The following is a 19116-nucleotide window of genomic DNA, read 5'->3' as shown; positions in this document are numbered from 1 at the left end:
TTCCTTTTTTAAAACCATGAAGAAAGTATTTTTGCTCTTACTTCAAATTCCGTATCTTTTAATTTAACAAATTCTTCCCGATATATTTTTAATACCTCAAAAGAATAATAATAAAAACTGTAAAAAAGATTATCAGGAAAAACATTCTCATCTTCATACCGGAGACAATCATCATCTTCATTATAAACTTCAGACCATAAATATTTTTCCTTTAACATGTCTTCAAAAAAAGGTAAGGGAGCCGCATGCTCCAATTCATCTCCTTCACAAAAACTTTCAGCTATTACGGCAAAAACTTCCAGTAGTTCTTCTACAATGTAGTGAGCATTCTTATTTGTACTGCTCTGAGTTAAAGCTTTCATAAAAATTCTTGTAAGAAATATAAGAGCAAACGGAGTTGCATACCACAAAGTGCTTTGATGTTCAATATTTATTGCTATTTCATACAATGCATTTTCTATTTTATCCGTATCCTGCATCTTTTCCAATATTTTAAAATATTGAGGAAACAAAGTCGATCTTCCATAAGTTGTAGGAAGCCGATGCCAAGGGACATCTTCTATTTTTAAATTATGAATATAAGAATTGCTTTTCATACAATATAACTCCCTGTGTATTTATGGTAAATTTGTTTTACAGCTTATATTTTTCAATCAGCTCCATCAGCACAGACGCGGTATTAATTTCTTCTGAAAGTAAATCGTCAAACTCTTCTTCAAGTTCATCTTGTCTATCGCAAATCCATGATAAAAATTCTTTTGATTTTTCATAGTTTTGATGAATAAAATAATATTCACCTAAAATACATTTTGCAGATGTAAGACTGGCAAGATCATCATCGAGTTCGATTACCTTATTCAAAGTCGCCAATGCTTCATCATACAATTTTTTGTTTAGTTGAAGAAGACCCTTTTTTAGATATAATTCTCCGTTCATCTTTTTACCCCTATAATGTTTATTTTATCATTTTTTTACCGTTTTTGTAAGTGCTGTAATTATATTGTCCAGTATTTCAGATACGGAATTAAAACCGGCTTTTTTTGCAGCCTTAGGAGTTTTTTCCAATGAAAATGATACGGCTTCTTTTAAAGCTTCTGCATCCTTTAGTGAAATAAGATTTTCTTTCGCCACAGCATTCCCAAACGAGTCTGTAATAATTTTATCATCATTCAAAAGTAAATAACAATTGCGAACCATTATGCCGATATGAGAAAGTGTTATATAATCACGTTTTTTCTGCATAAGCTCTATGATTACAGGCCAAACTTCGGAAGTTTTCTTTAAATACCAAAGCAGGCTTGCTGCAGCTTGCCGTACAGAGGCATCCTGATGCACTAAAAACAATTTTCCGAGCTCACAAGCCTTTATTTTGAATTCTGTGTTTTCTTTTTTTGAGATAAAGTTTTGAGAATCTTTTACCAAATAAGCTAAATCAATATAACGCTCACAATATGTTTTAATCAAAAATAAATATTCCCATAACAGTTTCGGATCTTTTTCTGATTTTACTATTTTAAAAAGCTTTGTGTAATTCTTAGTTTCAGAAAACCAATCCCTTATCGGATAAGTATTTTTTGTACCCGTTTCCAAACAAGAGGCTTGTCTTAAAAACTTTATCCCTTTTGTTTTCATGCTAATATCGCTGCTTTGCGCTTGCAGCAATGCTTCATCTAATGCTTCTTTTGAATACTTTGCCATATTCTTAACTAATTCCTCTTAAACTTTTAAGAACAATTTCTTTAAACAGCTCGCCATCAAAATTATATCCGGCTGCTTTAAGTTTTTTTTCAATAATTCCGCCTAACTGTATCAACGAGTTTTCCATGAATAGAATAAACTTTCTATCCACTGGAAGAACAGGTTCTAACGACCAATAGTTTTTATCGATACAAAACTCTGTCGTATATTCTGTCTTTGCACGGAAATATCGGGTTGCAGTAATACCCGTTTTATCGCAATAAGAAGAAACATCTCCGCTGATATATACGTTGATTTTTATTCTATCTAGCCCTTCAAAAAATATTTTTTTAAAATGCTCTTTCAAGGAGTTTCTCATTTTTATTATCAATGAATGAACAATTTTCCCACCATCAACCTCAACCGTAATTTCACCGCCGATTACCGTACTCAAAATAACTTCCATATTGCTGTCTCCTCATATTTATTCTATCATCTTTTAGCAATTTTGTAAGTGTACTATTCTTTTATATTGTTACCTTCATTGCAAGATTATCAAAAACGCTGTCAAAAAAATAAAGAGAAAAAATAACAATAATGGGAATGATGATAAGTTCAATGTAGTATAGCTTAGCCGAAACTGTATTTTGTTGAAAAATTTTTATTTTTCTTGTGAGCTGACTAATAGCTAAAAACAAATTCGTTATTATAAACGATACTAAAAATCTATAGCCCTCGATAACAATATCAAAAGAAAATTTGAGAGTTCCGGTAAAAACTCCTGTCTTTGGGAAATAGTACCCGATGATATACACCGCAATATTCAGTATGATGTAGTTCAAAAAAGTTTTAAGATATTTATTTTCAATTTTCGAAAACAAATCGGGAAGCCCGCCCCAAAGAGGAGCCGAATCATTATATCTTCTTTGTTTTATCAGTGTGAAAAATCTTGTGATTAACACTATATCGGCTGTAAAAATTAAAAGAGTAAAAATTACCATTACTGTTGTAGTTACAATTTTATTCATGTTAATTTCTAAAGATATGCGGAAAATTTACTGTGAACACTTCCTGTTCTTTGGGAGAAAGATTCTCGAAGTCTTTATTTATCCTTGCAAATATCTTTTTTGCAAGTTCATTTTCCGGTGCAAATCTTGCAAGATACTCAACTATTAAAGAACCCGCTTCCGGTTTGTTTTTCGAACTTTTGATTGTCTTAACCCCATACTTAGCTGCATAAGGGACAGCTTTACCGTCGGGTTTGTGATTGAAGGCAACAGCGGCATACCATTTTGCTTTGAAATCCTTATTTAACAAGAGGCTCGCCAAATATTCATTTTCAGAACCCTCGGCTAAGTAAGCAATCGTTAAAACGCTTGCACCCTGCACATCTAAATTTTTATAAGTGCTAACTTCTTTTAAATATTGAATTGCTTTCTGCGTTCCTAGCATACGCAGAGCTAAAACAGCCCAATAGATTTCGTATTTATTACGCTTCATTTTAAGGCACTTAATCATTGTCTCTTCGGTGAAAGGTATTTTTTCATTATGAAAATATTCCGAAATTGCCCCCGTGTCATCTGTGTCATCTAATGTCCAATTTGGAAAAAGCGTTGTCTTCATTTATTTTTTCCCCCTTCAGTCATTATTTTATGCAGCTCTTTTATGTCTCTCATATTTTTAAAACTGTCAACTAAGGCTATATTGCCTATTAATTTTATAATATTTTATCATTTTTTTAATTATATCACAGTTTTTGTTCTTTGATAATCCTATCTAAATATAATTTATCTACGCTGATCCATTCAATGCTTTCTTTCCCATTTTTATAATTGCAATATTGGAATATCATCTCATCCCTTGTTTGAAATAATGCATTCACAGTCCAATTTTTTTCTAAATCATCTATTTTACAATCAATAATAAGCTCATCAATTAATTCAAGTGCGGATAAATCAAATACATAGCACTTCCCTTCAGTGGTACAAAATATTCCGAAACTATCATTGATTTTCTGTACATTGGATAATGAATCTTCTTTAAACAAAGAATATGTATTTTCAGCAATCGGTGTAAAATCCGAGGAAGAAATTTTAAAAAAAGCCGAACTGTAAAAATCAGCAAGAAAAGCATATTTATCGAAGCTAAACATATAAGATAAATTTTTAGGAAACTTATATATTATTTTCAGCTCATTATTGTTTAATTCTATGCAATAATCTTGGGAGCCGTCCTGTCCTGCTGTAAAAGATACTATTATACGATTTTCTTCATTTAAACTTGTAAAAGCTATATCTGAATCGCTCAATTCATCTTCCATTTTTATAGAAGCAATTTTGTTTGCAGTTTCATCAAATGCTATTATGCTTACGCAATTTTCGTTCAGCCGTTTTGATGCCCAAATAATCTTATTTGTATGAGGAGATTGATAAATAATGTCAGCGTCGGGATTGTTGATTATTTTTTCAATCTCGGCACTTAGTTTTCTGTTGATGTCCTCTAAACAACCTTTGCTTTTAGTATAAAATTTAATATAAATCACAGTTCGTTCTTTCCTTAAAAATAATGGTTTAATTTTTTATCGAGGCTGTTGATTTGAAAAACCTGAAAAAGTATTAGGCAATGCATTTTCATAGACAAAACGGCTCAAATCATTTTCAATAAATAAGTTAAATGATTTATTTATAATATGTATTTGATTTTTCCCTATATCATGAAAATATACAGAAGCTTCATATGGTCTGATATATAATTCATCCCCATCACTATTCAACCACAATTCCCCAATTTTAATATATTCCTCCCGTAATTCTAACATATCAAAATCAATAAGAATACCTTCCATTTTTAATTGCGAAATACAATAAAAAAATGTAATCACATCACTATGCAATAATTTATAAAAAAATGATGAGGTTAATTTTTCTTCGGTTAAATTATTTTCCACAACATCACTTTTCAATAAGTGTTTTTTTATTACGGCAAACAAGTTAGGGTAACTTTGCTTCAATTTGGTAAATTTCAAGTCAAAATCAATAATATCAACTTTGTCACAGTTCAAGGAGATATCATCTATTTGCTTTCTCCATCCTTCCATATAATTGACTTGTGAATTTTCGTTATAAGATTGATTTATAGATTTTAAGTATTCACGAGCCGCATTTTGAGATATTAGTGCGGCACCCATTAAACCTTGTGACATCTTAGGTTTTATCTTTAAATACCACCGCGGCGACAAAAATTGTTTTGCAATTTTTTCATTTTGTTTCCACCAATCAATCCATTCTTCGGGTAGGAATAGTCCTTCAGATAAATGTTTTAGCCCGTTTATTATATTATTCGTTTCCATAATGACTTCTACTGTTAGATTTTCATTTACTGTTTTCATTTATAAAATCTCCAGGTCATCAATACAATTTTGGGTATTTCAAAATCGGATATGTACTAGAAACGGCCGCAATACTTTTGAGCTTTACCGTATTTTAACCTATTCAATATCTTTTATAAATGTTACGGCATTTTCAATGTCTTTAGCATTGGGATGCCCTTTGGCTAGGTCGCCGAAGAATTTAAATAGGCCGTAGGTATCAAAGTCCTTACATTCAAATGATCGATTCTAAAACGGCAAAATCTTTACTTTTTAAATGAGAAGAAAATTTTTGTGCGTATATAATAACTGTTTTTCATAATATCTCCGCACAAAGACAAACCTCAAAAAACTCCAGTTTTTGAGGTTTGTCTTGATTTATTTTATTTCTACATTTTTTATCAAGGTTTGTTTATTATAATCTTTTCCCGAGATTTTTTCTGTAATTTCGCCTATTGTAACATTGTCATCTACCTTTATTTCGCATGTAAATAAGACGGTATTTTCCCATTTTATATTTGCTTCAATAAATATTTTATAGATGCCTTTTTCTACTGGTTCCCCGTTTTCATTTTTGATATCCCATTGCAATTGAATCTTTCCGGATTTAGGAGTCGCACTGCTTATTCCATCTATGTCGGCATCTTTTACGGCTTTTCTCCATGAAGGCAAACTTTCGGGTCTTTTTTCCCAACCTTTTCCTGCTGTAAAATCGGTAACAAATAAATTTTTTACGAGCATTCCGTTTTCGTTTTCGACCCATACGGCAAATTGATTACTCGCAAGCCTTAATTTTTTGCTAAAATCAAAACTTATGCTTATGGTATTTTTCTGGATATTCAGTTCCCCTGCAGATATATTTACAGAAAAGGCTGTAAATATAATTAAAATAGTCAATATTATTTTTCTCATGTTACACCTACCTTATTCTATTTTGTTTATTATACATCAATAAGCGGAATTTTGCAAGCCTAGTAATTAAATAATTATTAACTTTCCCAATCAATGGAGATGATTTTGACATCTTCACCGAATTTTACGCAGAGTATTTCATCGCTTTCATCAGGTGCAATCATAAAATCCATTGCGATGTGCGGCTTTTCACTGTCAATCCATAAGCTTACATTCGTTATCTTCATCTTACTTACAAACTCGATAATATCAGTCGGCAAATCTTCTAGTCCGCATTCTTCAATATGAAAGTCGATATAGTAACTGTCATCGTTTAAATATGCTATAAGTGCTTTTCTTGCTTCTTTTATTTTATCGTCTATGTTCTCAAGAAACTGTGCATAAAGGTCGAGTATGCCGGTAGACAGTTCTACATTTTTGCCGAGCCAAAGACAGGTATCTATCCCCTGAATCTCTTTTTCCCAAATTACTTCCACATCATCTGTTGTCGCAAGATTCAACTGACCGAAGTATTGATGTTCCATTTTTTTCATAGTTTAACCCCTTATAAAAGCTTTTTATAAGTATATCAAAAAATGAGACTTTTGTCTGTGGACACATGTACTGATAAATATTATACTATTCAATGACTACATGGAGGTCTATACGATGATACCGGAAAAAGAATGGGTTGAAAAATATGAAAAAGTGAAGGAGCTGCTTAAGTCTCCTGTGCATTACGGTAACTTGTTTTCTCAAGATGAAGTACAGGGGAAAAAGTTATTTATATTGCCGATGGGAACCGTGCATTTTCCTACGGGAAATATTTTGGTGCGTGATCCGCTTGTCTACCTTAACAAAAGCGAGGAGCCGTATCTGCAAAAAGTACCTACAGGAATTTTTCCATTAGAAACTTTAGTTGCCGAAATAGAAGAAGACCATTACCGGTATGTTGCAACACGGGTAAGGTTCTCCGATGAAAAGGCTGCCGTGTATCGTGAAGCCTTGATTGGTAATGAAGATTTGGATGACGTCGATGAAGAAAGTTTTTTCGGGTTTAATGTAGATGCAGGACTTGCAACGGTTGTCGATGTAAAAGCACGGGATGCCTATTGCGATTTTGAAAGCCGTTGGGTAAATGAAAACCCCGGCAAAAATATATACGACGATTATTTTGCAAAAGAATTCGAAAAGAGTTATGCTGCAAATCCACGCTTTCAACGCGACGGCGGGGACTGGATTAACTATCCTTTAGAAGGAACGGACTTGACCGTTCCCATGATACAAAGCGGTTTCGGTGACGGGAAATATCCGGTATATTTCGGCTACGATAAAAACGATGCCATCTGTGAGCTTGTCATCGAATATATTTTCGTCGGATAAAAATAGCGATGCAGTAAAAAGGATTATGTATCCATCGAAATATCGAACCAATCGCTTTCTTCGGAAATAAGCCATTCAAGTCCGCGCCTTCGTTCCATTAAAACATCGGGATTTAAATCTTTGATTTCCGTTTCGGGGCGGAGCCGCTTTTCTTCCGTTGCCCAGTGGTAACGGTAGTGAAGATCAAGCATATCCAGTATTTCTTCTATTCCACGTAACTTACATTGTGCTTTAAACGCAGTTTTCCCATCGGCGTCGCCGACCAGTCTTATCGCTCGCTCCACATCACAGATATCATTCGGATACGAAATATCTTCGACCAAGCCCAAAGCCCACAGAAGCGACCAATAAGCTTCATAAGTCCAGCATACATCGATGACATCCTGTTCGCTGTATGTTCCGTCAAAAAGCCGTTTTTCTTTTTCCAAAAGGCAACCCGATACTTCATATTTTTCAAGCAAACTTAAAAAAAGCTCCTTCGATTCTTCATACCCTTGCTCATTATGAATATCTTCAGCCAACTGAATCGACAAAAGACAAGCGATGGCTCTGTCACAGATTTCCTCAGAGCTTTTAAGCTTCGCCTCTTTTGATGATTCCCGCAAGGGCAGTTCTTCCATACAGGCAATTCCCATCCCCTTTATTTTTGCATTCGATTTTTCACGCCGATCTTCAGGTTTTATGTACATAATAATTCTCCTATAAAAACTTTTTGCAGCAAATATCAATTTGCGAAAAAAGTTTTTTCAAGTGTGTGCCGAAAAGCACACACATATAATAATGCGATGTTTTGTGCAAAGCACAAAACTCGTCAGATAAACAGTGGGGCTGAATTTCTGCCGAACTGTTTATCATATCTCCTTTGTTTACGCTGCCATTATATCAAAAAATAAGATTGTTGATAACCCGTAGAAAAAACACCATTGAAAATGGTATAATATCAGCAAACATTTAGAGAGATTTCATAGAATAAAGGAGATGCAAAATGAAGATAATACAGACAGAGATTGGCAAAGCATATGCGAATGTAGTCGGAAAAACGAAAGAAGGCACGCCTGTGTATTCTATATTGAGTGTGCCTTATGCACGAGCAGAAAGATTTGAATATGCTAAAATTCTTGATAAACAAGACTATTCACCGGATATGATAATTAATCGTAAAGAAACAGTATGTTTTCCACAAAGGAAATATCCTCTGTTTTTTAATATTTTTATGAAGCACCATATGTTACGACCGGAATTTCAACCGTTAAAAGATACACAAACGGAAAATGCATTTGTAGTAAATATATGGGCACCCGAGAATTTTACGGAAAGAAAACCGGTAGTTGTATTTTTACATGGCGGAGGCGAAGGGTCGGGAACAGTTCCAATATACACAATGGAACATATTGCCGAACAAGGTGTTGTAGCAGTTACAATTACTTATCGAATAGGAAATTTCGGATATATGCCTGTTTTTGATAAGGGAGAAATAAAAGCTTCTCTTGCTTATCTTGATCAGCAAACAGCTTTAAATTGGATTTATAATACTATAAGTTCTTTCGGCGGGGATAATACAAATATTACGCTTATGGGGCATTGCGGCGGTGCGGTTGCAGCGCTGTATCATTATTTAAATCCTGTAAGTAATAAACTGTTTCATAAATTAATCCTATGTGCAGGGAATGTCCCGATATTGTCGGAATTTGATTTTGCAAAAAACGAATATGCAAAAATGCTGTCAAAAAATCATCTTAAAGGACTTGAAGAACTAAAAAAACTGTCAGCCAAAAAATTGATGAAACTAAAAGGAGGACAGAATGATATTGTTGACGGTATATTCTTTGCAGAGCACCCAATGAAATTATTAGAGCGTGGAGAATTCCCTTGTATGCCAGTTTTGATAGGCTCTAACAAAGATGAATTTTCTATGATTGAATTACCTATGTTTTATAAGGCTCTCGGAATTACAAAGAAAAAGAAAAATTTAAAAGATGTTCTTTTAAAAAAATACGGTGAGTTTGCAGAAACACTCGAATCCGAATTTAAATCGGAAGCAAATGGAATTGTAGATTTACAGATTCAAATAATGGAATTGCTGATCTTTCATTCAAGCGCGTTGTTTCTTATGGAAACGTTAAGCAAAAAATGCCCTGTATACGGCTATAGAATGAACTATATCCCTCATTTGTATAACGGACTGCGAGGTTCGTATCATGGGGCGGAGCTGGCATTTTTCTTTGGAACCATAGATAAAATGAATATACCCATTACCGATGAAAATAGAAAAGCAGTTATTTCAATTCAGAAGGACTGGATAGAATTTATAAGGACGGGAAAAATGAAAGACCGGACTCTTTTTAATGAAACAGGAAAAATTACGGAATATGATAAAGATATTAGAACTATACCGTTTCCGCATGCACATCTTATTCATCACATTCAAAATAGCGGCATTGCCGATAAGCTACGAAAAGAATATATCCACAACCGTAGATAATCAACATACTCCGGTACAGAGCATAGACGAGGAACATCAGCGGTTAAATCCTCCGAGCAAATAAAATTGGGAACAAAAAAGTTAGGAGAAAGTTATGCAACTAATTGACAAGATTAAACAGATAGAAAAGTATATATGTGAGCATTTTGAAGAATGGGATTTGGATGATCCTGTCGAAGAAGAATATCTGGACGACTATCAGGAAATTTCCGGAGCTTCAGAGGAAGAAATATCAGCCTTTGAGGAGAAGCTCGGTATAACCCTTCCGGAAGACTTCAAAGAACTTTACCGATATAAAAATGGAAGTAAATACTTAAGTATTTTACCCTGCGTTATAGATGAAATAGAAATGCCGTTTAATCTGATGAGTTTACAGACTGTAACAAACACAAAAGAACATTTTCAAAACAGAGATGCGCTCTTAACGGAATTTACGGATTATTTTACAAACGAAGATATTGAAAATATGAAGGATAGCAGGATTAAACCCTATCTCTTCAATAAAAAATGGATTCCCTTTGCCGAATACTGCGACAGCTGCTTTCTGATGCTTGATTTTGATCCGGATACAGCGGGAAAAGAAGGTCAGATTATCTGCTATATTCATGATCCTGATAAAGTGGTTTATGCAGCGCCGAGTATTACGGAATTGATTGATGATATAATTGCAGAAATTGATTAAACTTATTTTCAAAAATTAGGTTGTTCTCTCAGTGCATTATTTTCACAAAAGAGATACAACAAAGAAATACGGAAGAGAAACGATATGAAGTATATGGATTGGGATAATATGCATACAAGATTGGAGGCGCTATATATTTTGGATAATGCTTTGACGGACCCGTCGGAAGACGACTTGCGATTGGTAAGAAAGAAGAAACTCGACTCGAATCTCAAATATGTTATTGATAACGGAGCAGGAGATTCGTTATCTGTAATCTTTACGGAAACAGTGGTGTTGGTAAAAGGCTTTGCACATGAAAACAGTCTGAACCAATTTGCTGCCGACGAATGGAATCAAAGTATTATAGACAAGATGTACGAAGGGCTTGACGAGAAATTGATAAATCTTTTTTCAGTAGACGAAAGGGCGGAAACAACATTTTTCATTTGGTATGATGGGGCAGTTCACCAAAATCAAACAGATGAACATGATGGAGATTACTGGCTATTGGGATATGCTTTCGATAAGTATGAAAGATTTCGAGAATTTGTTACAGAATATTACTCTATGAAATTCGATGATAATTTGTTGAGAAAACTATATACGGATTCCGTTTTATCATATTTTGAATTATCAGAATTGATTGCAGGATGAATAGATGTATTTTACGAATCGTTCAGAGAGATGAGAGGAGAAGCTGAAAATGTATCTATGAACTATACGTGCAAAAACGAACCGACGCCGTAGGGCGATTATGGTGAGCTTTTAAAAGATGCATTGTAAATAGTCGGAGCAATTGGAGGTTGCGAAGGATATATGAGCGTAGCAATGAATTTTTGGATAGCCATACCGGTAGATGATTTCTTTCGGTATAGCAATGACATAATGAAAAAATACGGCGTATCCGCTTATGTGGAAGTAATTGACAATAAGTCCGGAAATCGGAACGTGTATACTTATCGGGAAGACAGGCCTAATGTATTTACCGAATATTTCTTTGAAGAAAGTTATCATTCTTTTTATTTTTCATGTTATCCGTTTGATGATGAAAAAAGTTCTATTCCGTTTGGCGCCTTTTATACACCTGAAATAGCTCCTTTTACAATCGAAGGCAACGGCGGATATGAAACGGAGAGTACACGAGAACAAATATATTTAAGACAAATTGATAAGCGGCCTGATAAAAACATCAAAAAATTTTATTCGGCTTTACAGCAGAAATTAAAAACTCTGCCGGGTATACAAAACGGCTGTGTAATGGGAAAATACGAATATAAAAACCGCTATTTTTTGCCGTCATCAAAGATAATTATTCCCAATAATCCGCATAATAAAAACATAAAAGGAACGTGGGAGGACTATTATCTTAATTATCAGTATAATAAATGAAACAGAAACGACGGATGATATTGTGAAATGGTTACAAGGAATTTTCAAATAAATCAGCATTGAATGACATATACTATTAGTGAAAAGGAGATAACAAATGCTAAAGATCGGAAAAAATTATACGTTTGAAGATGACTGGAACGGAAGACAGAGCTGTCTGATGTATTTTAAAGAAGATGGATCTGCATCATGGTCAGTGGATGTCGGATTTGCTAAAGGTAATTTTAGGGGCGAAACAATAGCACCTTCTATTTGCATAAATCCAATAAGTACAGACAAAAACTCAGCAGCAGAATTAATTGGAGAATCCTTTTCTGTAATGACAATAGAAGAAAGCGATGACAGAGAAGATTCATTTTACATTTATGAACACGAACCGATAGTTTCATACAAATTAAAAATTCTTGAAATAAGGAATAGCAAGGCTCATATCCAATGCAGCGGAATATTAATAGTGGATGGATATACTGAACCCTATGAACAGGAAAAATTTGAAATCGACAGTTGGATACCTGTTATTGAATCGGTTAAGGACTGGGAAAAATTCGGATTATAAGGAAGCAGTACAGAGAGCGAAAAAATGGATAATATTAATTTATTACACCTAAAACAAAGGCTTGATTCGATAGACTGGAGCGGTAATTTTGAACAAGCGGACAAAGAACATTATGAGACTCTGGACAGTCTGTGTGAATACATCGAGGTAGAACTTGGTAGAAATCCAAAATCCGAAACGATAGATAATGCTCTATTACTCCTTGCAGAAAACATAGGCTGTGCCGAAGATTTTACAAGATACGAAGAAAACTTTGTAAACAAGCTTGCAGACAAGGGGCTGCTGACCAAAGAACGGACTAAATTATTTTACAATAATACAAGCAGAAGACAAGGATAGAACTTTATTGTAGGAGAGAAAATTATGCAGGTAAAATTAGATAAAATTTCAGAGTGGACTACTACAGGATTCAAGCTAAACAACGGCGCCTATCAATATGCTCCCATCAATGCAAAAAATCATTTTGCACGAGGAAAAGACGAATTCGTTATCTGGGGCAGTGGCGATGACGGCACGAGCTACGGTATCGTTTGGATAAAGGCGGGGCGATGGTCATTCATTCCGTCTCCCGCACAAAAGAAAAGCTGGAATAAGCCCGTTTTGTTGGATACAGGTTCCGACATTTTAATTATTAGCGGAGAAGACAAAAAAGCCTGGTGGGTGTCGTCTCCCGAGCAGAAGCCGTGCGAAGTAGTAAGTGAAAACCTGTGTGCCGCAGAGAATATCACGGAGATTTCCACACTTGGCGAAAAGGGGGTTTATCCGATTATTTGCCGTGTCGACGGAGAGGTCTTTGCCGCAAATAGTTTTACCTCTCTACATTATGACAATGAGACGCATACGCTGCACTGGGACAAGCAACTCATCACCGTGTTTACAAATGAAAAAGTCCGAAGCAATTTTATGCTATCCTTGGGACGGGCAGAAGGTATCCATCACAAAATGGATTTTAGTTACTCCTATCCCCAGATAGGCAGCCTTATGATAAAAGATAATTCGATTTATGCCTTCGTGGAAGCGGATACGATAAATCCTTGCAGCTTATCACAATTCAAGTATTATTGGTATCTCGAACTCACCCAAGACGGTATCTACAAGAGACAAATATGGGGAAAAGAAAAATTGGAGAGGCTTGCACAAAAGCATGGCTTGAGAGGGAAATTCAGTGCCCAAAAAGAATATCTGATACTATCCCCGATTTTCAAGACAGATGAATGGAAAGGGAAACAAAAACTGTTGAGATTGTCTGACCTGGAGCTTCTCGATATTACACTCCCAAGAGGATATTCCAAATTCAGGATTATGGATATTTGGGATAATCACGTATTTATCAGCGATGAGATAGACCATATCGCCCTTTGCAGAATGGTGGTATAGATGATTCCCGAGAGGAGGTAATGACAATGAACGAGGAAATTTTAAATACGGTTTATAGTGCATCTCTGGAATTTGGAGAAAATTTCCACAAACCGATAATTGACATTGTTGCAGAACTTTATCCGTATATTCCCGATGATGAAAAAACCGCCATTGCCGATTATATCGGACAAACGAGAGACGCCATCGAGCAGTATTTTTATGACAAATACGATTACAAAAACGAAACAGCGAATAAACAGTTACAACATCAAGGCAAGCAGTGGATCGAAAACAAATATTGTTGGATGAATAGTGAAAATGTTAATCGTGCGGCAGCTCAAGGAATGTATTATGCTTGGCACAGCTGATGACTATAATACGGTAAAAATCAGAAACACAAGAACATGTAATGGCAGTACGTTGATATTGCATAAAAAATGGGTATAATTATACTAAATAACGGAGGTTGATATTATGGGAATTCTAAATAACATATTTGGCAAGAAAAACGAAAAACCAGAAAATAAAGGACAACTTATCCTGTCTATGCCGATGTTCAAAGGCGATAGAGGGTATTCTCTGGATAAGGTTATACAGGATTTAAAATCATATTGGGGACTTAAGGTTGGTGAGATAGAGGGAGATGATAATACTGCCACATTTAAAATCGACGAGGAACTTGTGGCTCTTGCATTGATGCCTGCACCGATACCTGCTGCGGAATTTGAATCCATATACAACTATTCTTACCTTTGGAAAGACGCCGAAAAAGAGATACAAGAGCATACCCAACATGCAATCGTATCGCTTTTAGGCAGCAATACACCGGCAGTCGAAAGATACTCTCTACTGTCCAAACTGAATGCTTCTATTCTGAGGACTTGTGAAACTGCGATAGGGATATATCAAGGCGCCTCGACGCTGCTGCTTCCAAAGAATCTTTATATCGATTTTACAGATCTCTTGTTGGACGATATACTGCCAATTCAGCTTTGGGTGTATATAGGTATTATCAATAGCGATGAAAAAAGTAGCGTTTATACTTATGGAATGAAGGAGTTCGGCAAATCTGAGATAGAAATAATAGATGCAAAAATGAAGGGCAGCGAACTATACGATTTCCTACTGCCTGTACTTGACTATGTCCTACAGCAGGATGTAACACTGCAACACGGAGAAACCATAGGATTTACCGAAGAACAGAAAATCAAAATCACAGAGTCGAAAGCAGTTTTTTTGGATGGGAACTCATTAAAATTAGAATTATAAATTGTATAAAGAAGCATACTAAGGGAATGACATCGAATTATCAGTATATAAACTATGTAACAGGCAAGGTAATGGATTGAAGTACTATGAAAAAAAATCAAATGGAGATGACAAGATTCTCAAACAGGATATGAGTCAAACTGCCGACCGTCCGGGCATGGTTTTTATGATTCATTTACTTATGGAAGAAAAATGCGGAATGCCCGAACGGCAGCGAAATTCTGGAAACTTGTAAATATCAAGCGATGACAGAGAAGACTCATTTTACATTTATGAACACGAACCGATGGCTTCATACAAATTAAAAATTCTTGAAATAAGGAATAGCAAGGCTCATATCCAATGCAGCGGAATATTAATAGTGGACGGATATGCTGAACTCTATGAACAGGAAAAATTTGGATTATAGAAAAAAGATTTTATGGAGAAGAATTAAAATGGATAAACTACAATATATCAGAGAAAATGAACCGTTAAATATTCTGCTTATGAATGAATGTGATATTTATTTTTATAAGGAAACAGGAGATACTCAGTTTTTGGAAAATAATGAAGAATACTCTCTTGGATGTAAGTCATTTGCACAAGATGGCAGCGGAGGAGAATATGTTTTTCTTGAAGACGGAAGTATAGGCTTTATCGGAAGTGAAGGTGAAGTTGGGCGAGCGGCAGAAAGCTTAGATGAGTTATTGACATTTTTAATCCATACCGGCTGTATTTCTGATTTTAGTTGTAAACATATTTATAAAAATAAAGAGCTATTAAAAACTTATTGTAATGGATATATATCAAAAATAAGGGAGAGATATAAGACTCAAAATAAGGATTGGGACAAGGTGCGAAGCGATATTGCAAACAGTCTGTCGCTTGTTTTTTCTCCTGATAAATTAGAGAATATCACAATGAAATTTTATAAAGCAGCAACAAGAGAACCGATATTTTCCTGTAAGTATCTTGACGGTAAAGAAGAGTATATTTGTGATTCTATACTTTCGGATATTGTAGGAGTATGGACAATGGAGCTTGTGGGGATGAGCAGAGAAGAGATTGAAAATTACAATCAACAACCCCGATGCAAGCGTCGGGGTATGTCAATAGACGATTAACAGACAAACCATTAGATATGTAAGAATTTTGGAGGAACTATGAACGAGATTGAGAAATATAGAATATTGAGTGCAGGAAAAGCATTTGGTCACCGTGCCCAAATTGCTTTGTTGTTGCTTGATAGCAGCACAGCCTATGAAGAACTTAAAGAGGAAGCGGCACAAACTTCAGTTGCCGGAAGTTACGGTTGTGCCGGAGGTTTTCCATCCGAAATACTTGAAAGAATAATAATAGAATTGATATGCCGCGATACCCGTAACACCTGGTATCTGCCTGACAATGTAAAATTTTGGGACAGGCGTTTCGGCAGTCTGTTTGAGACCAAGTTTTTTTGCTATGATGATGAGGTAGAAACATGGAGCAAGATACTTTACAAATTCTTTGTAAAACTCAAGTGGATGCCTAAAAGAGAAGATTATACTTCAACAAAAAGCTATAATAATGTTTGGGGATATTTTGCAGAACTTTTAGCGGTTGTAAAACAAAATAATCATCCCGAATTTGATAAGTATTATGAAATTGCAATCAAAAACGGAATGGATCCGGCGGTGTTAGAAAAAAAGTTAAAAGAGCTGTCTGAAATAAAACAGTCCTTTATCGGAATTTAAATCAAGTAGTGAACTGACTGTTATGTAAATATGGGAGAATAATTATGAATTACTATAACTGGAATGCAAAATGGGCAGGAAACTCTATTACAGAGTTAAAAGATTATACAGGAGAAGAAATTTTAAAATTATATTGCTACGGATTATCTGAAGAAAAATATCCTTTAAAAAAAGACAGAGACAACATTTTAAAAAGCTGGATAGATTATTTTAACAATACAAAAACAAACATTAAAAAGCTTTTAGTAACAGGTATTGTAAATCAGGAGTTATTGGAAGCGATATGTAATCAAACATCACTTGAAGAACTCGTTATATTTCAGGGCAATTTCTCGGACATACAGTGTATTGCAAAATTAAAAAACTTAAAGGCTCTTTCAATATATGCTTCATCAAGAGTAAAAAGTTTGCAGCCTATAGGCGAAATACAAAATTTAGAAGTGCTTATATTATCTAACTTCACCGGCGTTACGGATTATTCGCCGTTGGGCAAATTAAAAAATCTTAAACAACTGGGAATTCATAGTTCTATGGGAAATATAATTAAAGTAGATTCTTTTGATTTTTTAAAAAGTTTGAAGAATATTAAAAATCTTCATACAACGGGATTTAGGCTATTGAACGGAGATTATTCGCCCGTTTTAGAACTTGAAAAATTAGAATTCCTATCTGTTAATATGCCTGCTTATGACTACAAAATATGGAATGATAGGTTTGCAGAAAAGTTTAAAGATATTCCACAAAATGACCATGTTCGTTAGTTCATACTGTAATAAAATTTTATTTATGAGATATATTAAGGAGTGATAAATTGAGCACTTACATAATTAAAGAAAAAACTTTGGTTACTCTTAAAGATGAAATATCTTTGGAATATCCGTTTTCCGATGACATGCCTATGGTTTACTTAGGCGAGATAGCTAATATGCCGGAACATGGAATTTTTATAGGTCAATCGGGGAAATGCTATTTTGGGTATCATATTTCAAATTTTAGAGAATTAAGCGAAGAAGAAGTATAAATATGTAATGACAATATATTGACATCGCACGAAATAATGAATATACTTAAGAATGGGGTGATATTATGGCAACAACAAATTTGAATATCAGAACAGATAAAGAAATGAAGGAGCGAGCAGAAGCTATTTTTTTTGAGTTAGGGCTTAATATGACAACGGCTATCAATATATTTTTAAGAACAACTATTAGAGAAAATGGAATCCCGTTTGCTTTGAAATTAGATATTCCCAATGCAATTACAGCGTCGGCAATAGAAGAAGGTAGAAAAATTGCTTATGATGATACCGTAAAAAAATATTCAAATATAGACGATTTGCGTAAAGCGCTGGAAATATGAAATACGAAATAAAATTTACAAACCAATTTAAGAAAGATATTAAACTCGCAAAAAAACAGAATAAAAACTTAGATAAGTTATTGAAAGTTATTGATTTACTTTCAAATGGAGAAAAACTTGAAGCTAAGTATAGAGATCATGATTTATCAGGAAACTATAAGGGAACAAGAGAATGTCACATAGAACCGGATTGGCTTTTAGTATATGAAATTAGAAATGATGTACTCGTACTTATGCTTTATAGACTTGGCTCACATTCAGAGCTTTTTAAAAAATAAGACAAAAAAATGTTTCAAGAAGTTTACAATGAATAATCAGATGGATTTTGATGAGTGTGTAAATGATGCTGAGAATGGATGAATATAAGGATGATTTAAGTTTTTTGAATAGTATGAAAGAGTATAAACTTAGAGGTTATAACCGGATTAAAAGATTTATTATTGACATGATTATATTTTTGCTAAGAGATGCAATACCGATATGTGGAGCGGTTATGGCAATGTCGGCAGTTATCGGAACTGTGAGTTGGTTAGTTGTAGATAATATGATATTATTGCTATTTTTGGCTGTAATTGCATTATTTATTTTAATGTCTGTTCAATATTTGATTTCTAAAATAATTAGTGTACAGGCTGAAAAATTATATGGAAGACAAGAGTTGTATTTGATTAATAATAGCTTGTATTTTACTAAAGATGTAAGAATCCGTTTTAACCGTAAAATCAGTTGTATTAAATTTCTTGAAATCTATCAGGTAAAGAAAACAAAGTTTTATTGGGAGCTTGATTGCAGTTGCAATAAAAATGAAAAATACTGTAATGCAAGAGAAGATATTGAGCTTGCTTTGGAAAAATTGAGGCAGGATAAAGAAAAATTAATGACAGTAAAAGAAATACTATTAATCAAAAGGCAATATGATAACCAAACCGAGAAAGTTATAGAAGATGTGTTTAATAACCACAAATCAAAATTATAAATATTTTAAAATTATTTGGGATTGATTGG

29 protein-coding genes are annotated in these 19116 nt (G+C 34.3%); 18 read left to right on the top strand and 11 right to left on the bottom strand.

Annotated elements, in window-relative coordinates; genetic code table 11:
* Window positions 1–8: 8 nt before the first annotated feature.
* From TDE_RS02580 to TDE_RS02535, 10 genes are all read right to left on the bottom strand, one after another.
* On the bottom strand, window positions 9–596 hold the full coding sequence (locus tag TDE_RS02580) for a hypothetical protein (RefSeq protein WP_002681674.1): 588 nt from the start codon (window positions 594–596) through the stop codon (window positions 9–11).
* Between the two features lie 37 nt (window positions 597–633).
* Complete coding sequence (locus tag TDE_RS02575) at window positions 634–936, bottom strand: hypothetical protein (RefSeq protein ID WP_002681672.1); 303 nt, start codon at window positions 934–936, stop codon at window positions 634–636.
* A 27-nt stretch (window positions 937–963) separates the two neighbouring features.
* On the bottom strand, window positions 964–1698 hold the full coding sequence (locus TDE_RS02570; protein ID WP_002681670.1) for a hypothetical protein: 735 nt from the start codon (window positions 1696–1698) through the stop codon (window positions 964–966).
* A 4-nt stretch (window positions 1699–1702) separates the two neighbouring features.
* Window positions 1703–2143 (bottom strand): Imm12 family immunity protein, encoded by a 441-nt coding sequence (locus TDE_RS02565; RefSeq protein ID WP_002672522.1) that lies wholly within the window; start codon window positions 2141–2143, stop codon window positions 1703–1705.
* A gap of 61 nt (window positions 2144–2204) precedes the next feature.
* A complete protein-coding gene (locus TDE_RS02560; protein WP_002681667.1) occupies window positions 2205–2705 on the bottom strand; it encodes a hypothetical protein in 501 nt (166 codons plus the stop codon).
* A gap of 1 nt (window position 2706) precedes the next feature.
* Entirely contained in the window at window positions 2707–3300 is a 594-nt protein-coding gene (locus TDE_RS02555; RefSeq protein WP_002681666.1) for a HEAT repeat domain-containing protein, read from the bottom strand.
* Window positions 3301–3424: 124 nt separating this feature from the next.
* Window positions 3425–4219 (bottom strand): hypothetical protein, encoded by a 795-nt coding sequence (locus TDE_RS02550; protein ID WP_002681664.1) that lies wholly within the window; start codon window positions 4217–4219, stop codon window positions 3425–3427.
* Window positions 4220–4255: 36 nt separating this feature from the next.
* Window positions 4256–5026, bottom strand: a complete 771-nt coding sequence (locus TDE_RS02545) for a hypothetical protein (protein ID WP_044971615.1) — start codon at window positions 5024–5026, stop codon at window positions 4256–4258.
* 396 nt (window positions 5027–5422) lie between these two features.
* Complete coding sequence (locus TDE_RS02540; protein ID WP_002665878.1) at window positions 5423–5956, bottom strand: DUF2271 domain-containing protein; 534 nt, start codon at window positions 5954–5956, stop codon at window positions 5423–5425.
* A gap of 77 nt (window positions 5957–6033) precedes the next feature.
* Window positions 6034–6489, bottom strand: coding sequence for a DUF2004 domain-containing protein (locus tag TDE_RS02535; protein ID WP_002681659.1), 456 nt, complete (start codon window positions 6487–6489; stop codon window positions 6034–6036).
* Between the two features lie 115 nt (window positions 6490–6604).
* Here TDE_RS02535 and TDE_RS02530 point away from each other — a divergent pair, with 115 nt between their 5' ends.
* The gene (locus TDE_RS02530; RefSeq protein ID WP_002681658.1) at window positions 6605–7318 is read left to right on the top strand and encodes a DUF4241 domain-containing protein; all 714 of its coding nucleotides are present in this window, start codon (window positions 6605–6607) and stop codon (window positions 7316–7318) included.
* Window positions 7319–7341: 23 nt separating this feature from the next.
* Here the strand turns inward: TDE_RS02530 and TDE_RS02525 are convergent, their stop codons facing one another.
* On the bottom strand, window positions 7342–8007 hold the full coding sequence (locus tag TDE_RS02525; protein WP_002681656.1) for a DUF4272 domain-containing protein: 666 nt from the start codon (window positions 8005–8007) through the stop codon (window positions 7342–7344).
* 296 nt (window positions 8008–8303) lie between these two features.
* Here TDE_RS02525 and TDE_RS02520 point away from each other — a divergent pair, with 296 nt between their 5' ends.
* The 17 genes from TDE_RS02520 (at window position 8304) to TDE_RS02445 (ending at window position 19087) form a co-directional block, all read left to right on the top strand.
* Window positions 8304–9800, top strand: a complete 1497-nt coding sequence (locus TDE_RS02520; RefSeq protein WP_002681654.1) for a carboxylesterase family protein — start codon at window positions 8304–8306, stop codon at window positions 9798–9800.
* 94 nt (window positions 9801–9894) lie between these two features.
* A complete protein-coding gene (locus TDE_RS02515) occupies window positions 9895–10482 on the top strand; it encodes an SMI1/KNR4 family protein (RefSeq protein WP_002681651.1) in 588 nt (195 codons plus the stop codon).
* 84 nt (window positions 10483–10566) lie between these two features.
* Window positions 10567–11118: a hypothetical protein gene (locus TDE_RS02510; protein WP_002681650.1), complete on the top strand. Its 552-nt coding sequence runs from the start codon at window positions 10567–10569 to the stop codon at window positions 11116–11118.
* A 162-nt stretch (window positions 11119–11280) separates the two neighbouring features.
* On the top strand, window positions 11281–11853 hold the full coding sequence (locus TDE_RS02505; protein ID WP_245522440.1) for a hypothetical protein: 573 nt from the start codon (window positions 11281–11283) through the stop codon (window positions 11851–11853).
* 97 nt (window positions 11854–11950) lie between these two features.
* Window positions 11951–12409 carry a hypothetical protein gene (locus TDE_RS02500; protein ID WP_002665895.1) on the top strand — a complete coding sequence of 153 codons (459 nt, stop codon included), beginning with the start codon at window positions 11951–11953 and terminating at the stop codon, window positions 12407–12409.
* A 24-nt stretch (window positions 12410–12433) separates the two neighbouring features.
* On the top strand, window positions 12434–12748 hold the full coding sequence (locus TDE_RS02495) for a hypothetical protein (protein WP_002665898.1): 315 nt from the start codon (window positions 12434–12436) through the stop codon (window positions 12746–12748).
* A 24-nt stretch (window positions 12749–12772) separates the two neighbouring features.
* Complete coding sequence (locus tag TDE_RS02490) at window positions 12773–13786, top strand: hypothetical protein (RefSeq protein ID WP_002681648.1); 1014 nt, start codon at window positions 12773–12775, stop codon at window positions 13784–13786.
* 26 nt (window positions 13787–13812) lie between these two features.
* A complete protein-coding gene (locus TDE_RS02485) occupies window positions 13813–14136 on the top strand; it encodes a hypothetical protein (RefSeq protein ID WP_002681645.1) in 324 nt (107 codons plus the stop codon).
* A 106-nt stretch (window positions 14137–14242) separates the two neighbouring features.
* Window positions 14243–15037, top strand: a complete 795-nt coding sequence (locus TDE_RS02480) for a DUF4261 domain-containing protein (RefSeq protein ID WP_002681643.1) — start codon at window positions 14243–14245, stop codon at window positions 15035–15037.
* A gap of 76 nt (window positions 15038–15113) precedes the next feature.
* The gene (locus tag TDE_RS13140; protein ID WP_010956759.1) at window positions 15114–15272 is read left to right on the top strand and encodes a hypothetical protein; all 159 of its coding nucleotides are present in this window, start codon (window positions 15114–15116) and stop codon (window positions 15270–15272) included.
* 202 nt (window positions 15273–15474) lie between these two features.
* The gene (locus tag TDE_RS02475; protein ID WP_002681642.1) at window positions 15475–16143 is read left to right on the top strand and encodes a hypothetical protein; all 669 of its coding nucleotides are present in this window, start codon (window positions 15475–15477) and stop codon (window positions 16141–16143) included.
* A gap of 39 nt (window positions 16144–16182) precedes the next feature.
* Window positions 16183–16752 carry a hypothetical protein gene (locus tag TDE_RS02470; protein ID WP_002681641.1) on the top strand — a complete coding sequence of 190 codons (570 nt, stop codon included), beginning with the start codon at window positions 16183–16185 and terminating at the stop codon, window positions 16750–16752.
* A gap of 44 nt (window positions 16753–16796) precedes the next feature.
* Window positions 16797–17513, top strand: a complete 717-nt coding sequence (locus tag TDE_RS02465; protein ID WP_002681638.1) for a hypothetical protein — start codon at window positions 16797–16799, stop codon at window positions 17511–17513.
* 50 nt (window positions 17514–17563) lie between these two features.
* Entirely contained in the window at window positions 17564–17773 is a 210-nt protein-coding gene (locus tag TDE_RS02460; RefSeq protein ID WP_002681636.1) for a hypothetical protein, read from the top strand.
* A gap of 65 nt (window positions 17774–17838) precedes the next feature.
* Entirely contained in the window at window positions 17839–18111 is a 273-nt protein-coding gene (locus tag TDE_RS02455) for a type II toxin-antitoxin system RelB/DinJ family antitoxin (RefSeq protein WP_002665927.1), read from the top strand.
* On the top strand, window positions 18108–18389 hold the full coding sequence (locus tag TDE_RS02450) for a type II toxin-antitoxin system YafQ family toxin (RefSeq protein ID WP_002665928.1): 282 nt from the start codon (window positions 18108–18110) through the stop codon (window positions 18387–18389). The genes TDE_RS02455 and TDE_RS02450 overlap by 4 nt, the downstream gene beginning before the upstream one ends.
* Window positions 18390–18451: 62 nt before the next feature.
* Window positions 18452–19087 carry a hypothetical protein gene (locus TDE_RS02445; protein ID WP_002676860.1) on the top strand — a complete coding sequence of 212 codons (636 nt, stop codon included), beginning with the start codon at window positions 18452–18454 and terminating at the stop codon, window positions 19085–19087.
* The last annotated feature ends 29 nt before the right edge of the window (window positions 19088–19116 follow it).

Origin of the sequence: Treponema denticola ATCC 35405, assembly GCF_000008185.1 — a bacterium.
In the GTDB taxonomy this organism is placed as follows: domain Bacteria; phylum Spirochaetota; class Spirochaetia; order Treponematales; family Treponemataceae; genus Treponema_B; species Treponema_B denticola.
Note: the sequence above shows the minus strand (reverse complement) of the source record. Positions and strands in the feature narration are given on the sequence as shown.

Bases quoted from the DNA above. Each gene is read 5' to 3' on its own strand.
- TDE_RS02580 (WP_002681674.1), bottom strand. From the start codon at position 596: ATGAAAAGCAATTCTTATATTCATAATTTAAAAATAGAAGATGTCCCT.
- TDE_RS02575 (WP_002681672.1), bottom strand. From the start codon at position 936: ATGAACGGAGAATTATATCTAAAAAAGGGTCTTCTTCAACTAAACAAA.
- TDE_RS02570 (WP_002681670.1), bottom strand. From the start codon at position 1,698: ATGGCAAAGTATTCAAAAGAAGCATTAGATGAAGCATTGCTGCAAGCG.
- TDE_RS02565 (WP_002672522.1), bottom strand. From the start codon at position 2,143: ATGGAAGTTATTTTGAGTACGGTAATCGGCGGTGAAATTACGGTTGAG.
- TDE_RS02560 (WP_002681667.1), bottom strand. From the start codon at position 2,705: ATGAATAAAATTGTAACTACAACAGTAATGGTAATTTTTACTCTTTTA.
- TDE_RS02555 (WP_002681666.1), bottom strand. From the start codon at position 3,300: ATGAAGACAACGCTTTTTCCAAATTGGACATTAGATGACACAGATGAC.
- TDE_RS02545 (WP_044971615.1), bottom strand. From the start codon at position 5,026: ATGGAAACGAATAATATAATAAACGGGCTAAAACATTTATCTGAAGGA.
- TDE_RS02540 (WP_002665878.1), bottom strand. From the start codon at position 5,956: ATGAGAAAAATAATATTGACTATTTTAATTATATTTACAGCCTTTTCT.
- TDE_RS02535 (WP_002681659.1), bottom strand. From the start codon at position 6,489: ATGAAAAAAATGGAACATCAATACTTCGGTCAGTTGAATCTTGCGACA.
- TDE_RS02530 (WP_002681658.1), top strand. From the start codon at position 6,605: ATGATACCGGAAAAAGAATGGGTTGAAAAATATGAAAAAGTGAAGGAG.
- TDE_RS02525 (WP_002681656.1), bottom strand. From the start codon at position 8,007: ATGTACATAAAACCTGAAGATCGGCGTGAAAAATCGAATGCAAAAATA.
- TDE_RS02520 (WP_002681654.1), top strand. From the start codon at position 8,304: ATGAAGATAATACAGACAGAGATTGGCAAAGCATATGCGAATGTAGTC.
- TDE_RS02515 (WP_002681651.1), top strand. From the start codon at position 9,895: ATGCAACTAATTGACAAGATTAAACAGATAGAAAAGTATATATGTGAG.
- TDE_RS02510 (WP_002681650.1), top strand. From the start codon at position 10,567: ATGAAGTATATGGATTGGGATAATATGCATACAAGATTGGAGGCGCTA.
- TDE_RS02505 (WP_245522440.1), top strand. From the start codon at position 11,281: ATGAGCGTAGCAATGAATTTTTGGATAGCCATACCGGTAGATGATTTC.
- TDE_RS02500 (WP_002665895.1), top strand. From the start codon at position 11,951: ATGCTAAAGATCGGAAAAAATTATACGTTTGAAGATGACTGGAACGGA.
- TDE_RS02495 (WP_002665898.1), top strand. From the start codon at position 12,434: ATGGATAATATTAATTTATTACACCTAAAACAAAGGCTTGATTCGATA.
- TDE_RS02490 (WP_002681648.1), top strand. From the start codon at position 12,773: ATGCAGGTAAAATTAGATAAAATTTCAGAGTGGACTACTACAGGATTC.
- TDE_RS02485 (WP_002681645.1), top strand. From the start codon at position 13,813: ATGAACGAGGAAATTTTAAATACGGTTTATAGTGCATCTCTGGAATTT.
- TDE_RS02480 (WP_002681643.1), top strand. From the start codon at position 14,243: ATGGGAATTCTAAATAACATATTTGGCAAGAAAAACGAAAAACCAGAA.
- TDE_RS02475 (WP_002681642.1), top strand. From the start codon at position 15,475: ATGGATAAACTACAATATATCAGAGAAAATGAACCGTTAAATATTCTG.
- TDE_RS02470 (WP_002681641.1), top strand. From the start codon at position 16,183: ATGAACGAGATTGAGAAATATAGAATATTGAGTGCAGGAAAAGCATTT.
- TDE_RS02465 (WP_002681638.1), top strand. From the start codon at position 16,797: ATGAATTACTATAACTGGAATGCAAAATGGGCAGGAAACTCTATTACA.
- TDE_RS02455 (WP_002665927.1), top strand. From the start codon at position 17,839: ATGGCAACAACAAATTTGAATATCAGAACAGATAAAGAAATGAAGGAG.
- TDE_RS02450 (WP_002665928.1), top strand. From the start codon at position 18,108: ATGAAATACGAAATAAAATTTACAAACCAATTTAAGAAAGATATTAAA.
- TDE_RS02445 (WP_002676860.1), top strand. From the start codon at position 18,452: ATGATGCTGAGAATGGATGAATATAAGGATGATTTAAGTTTTTTGAAT.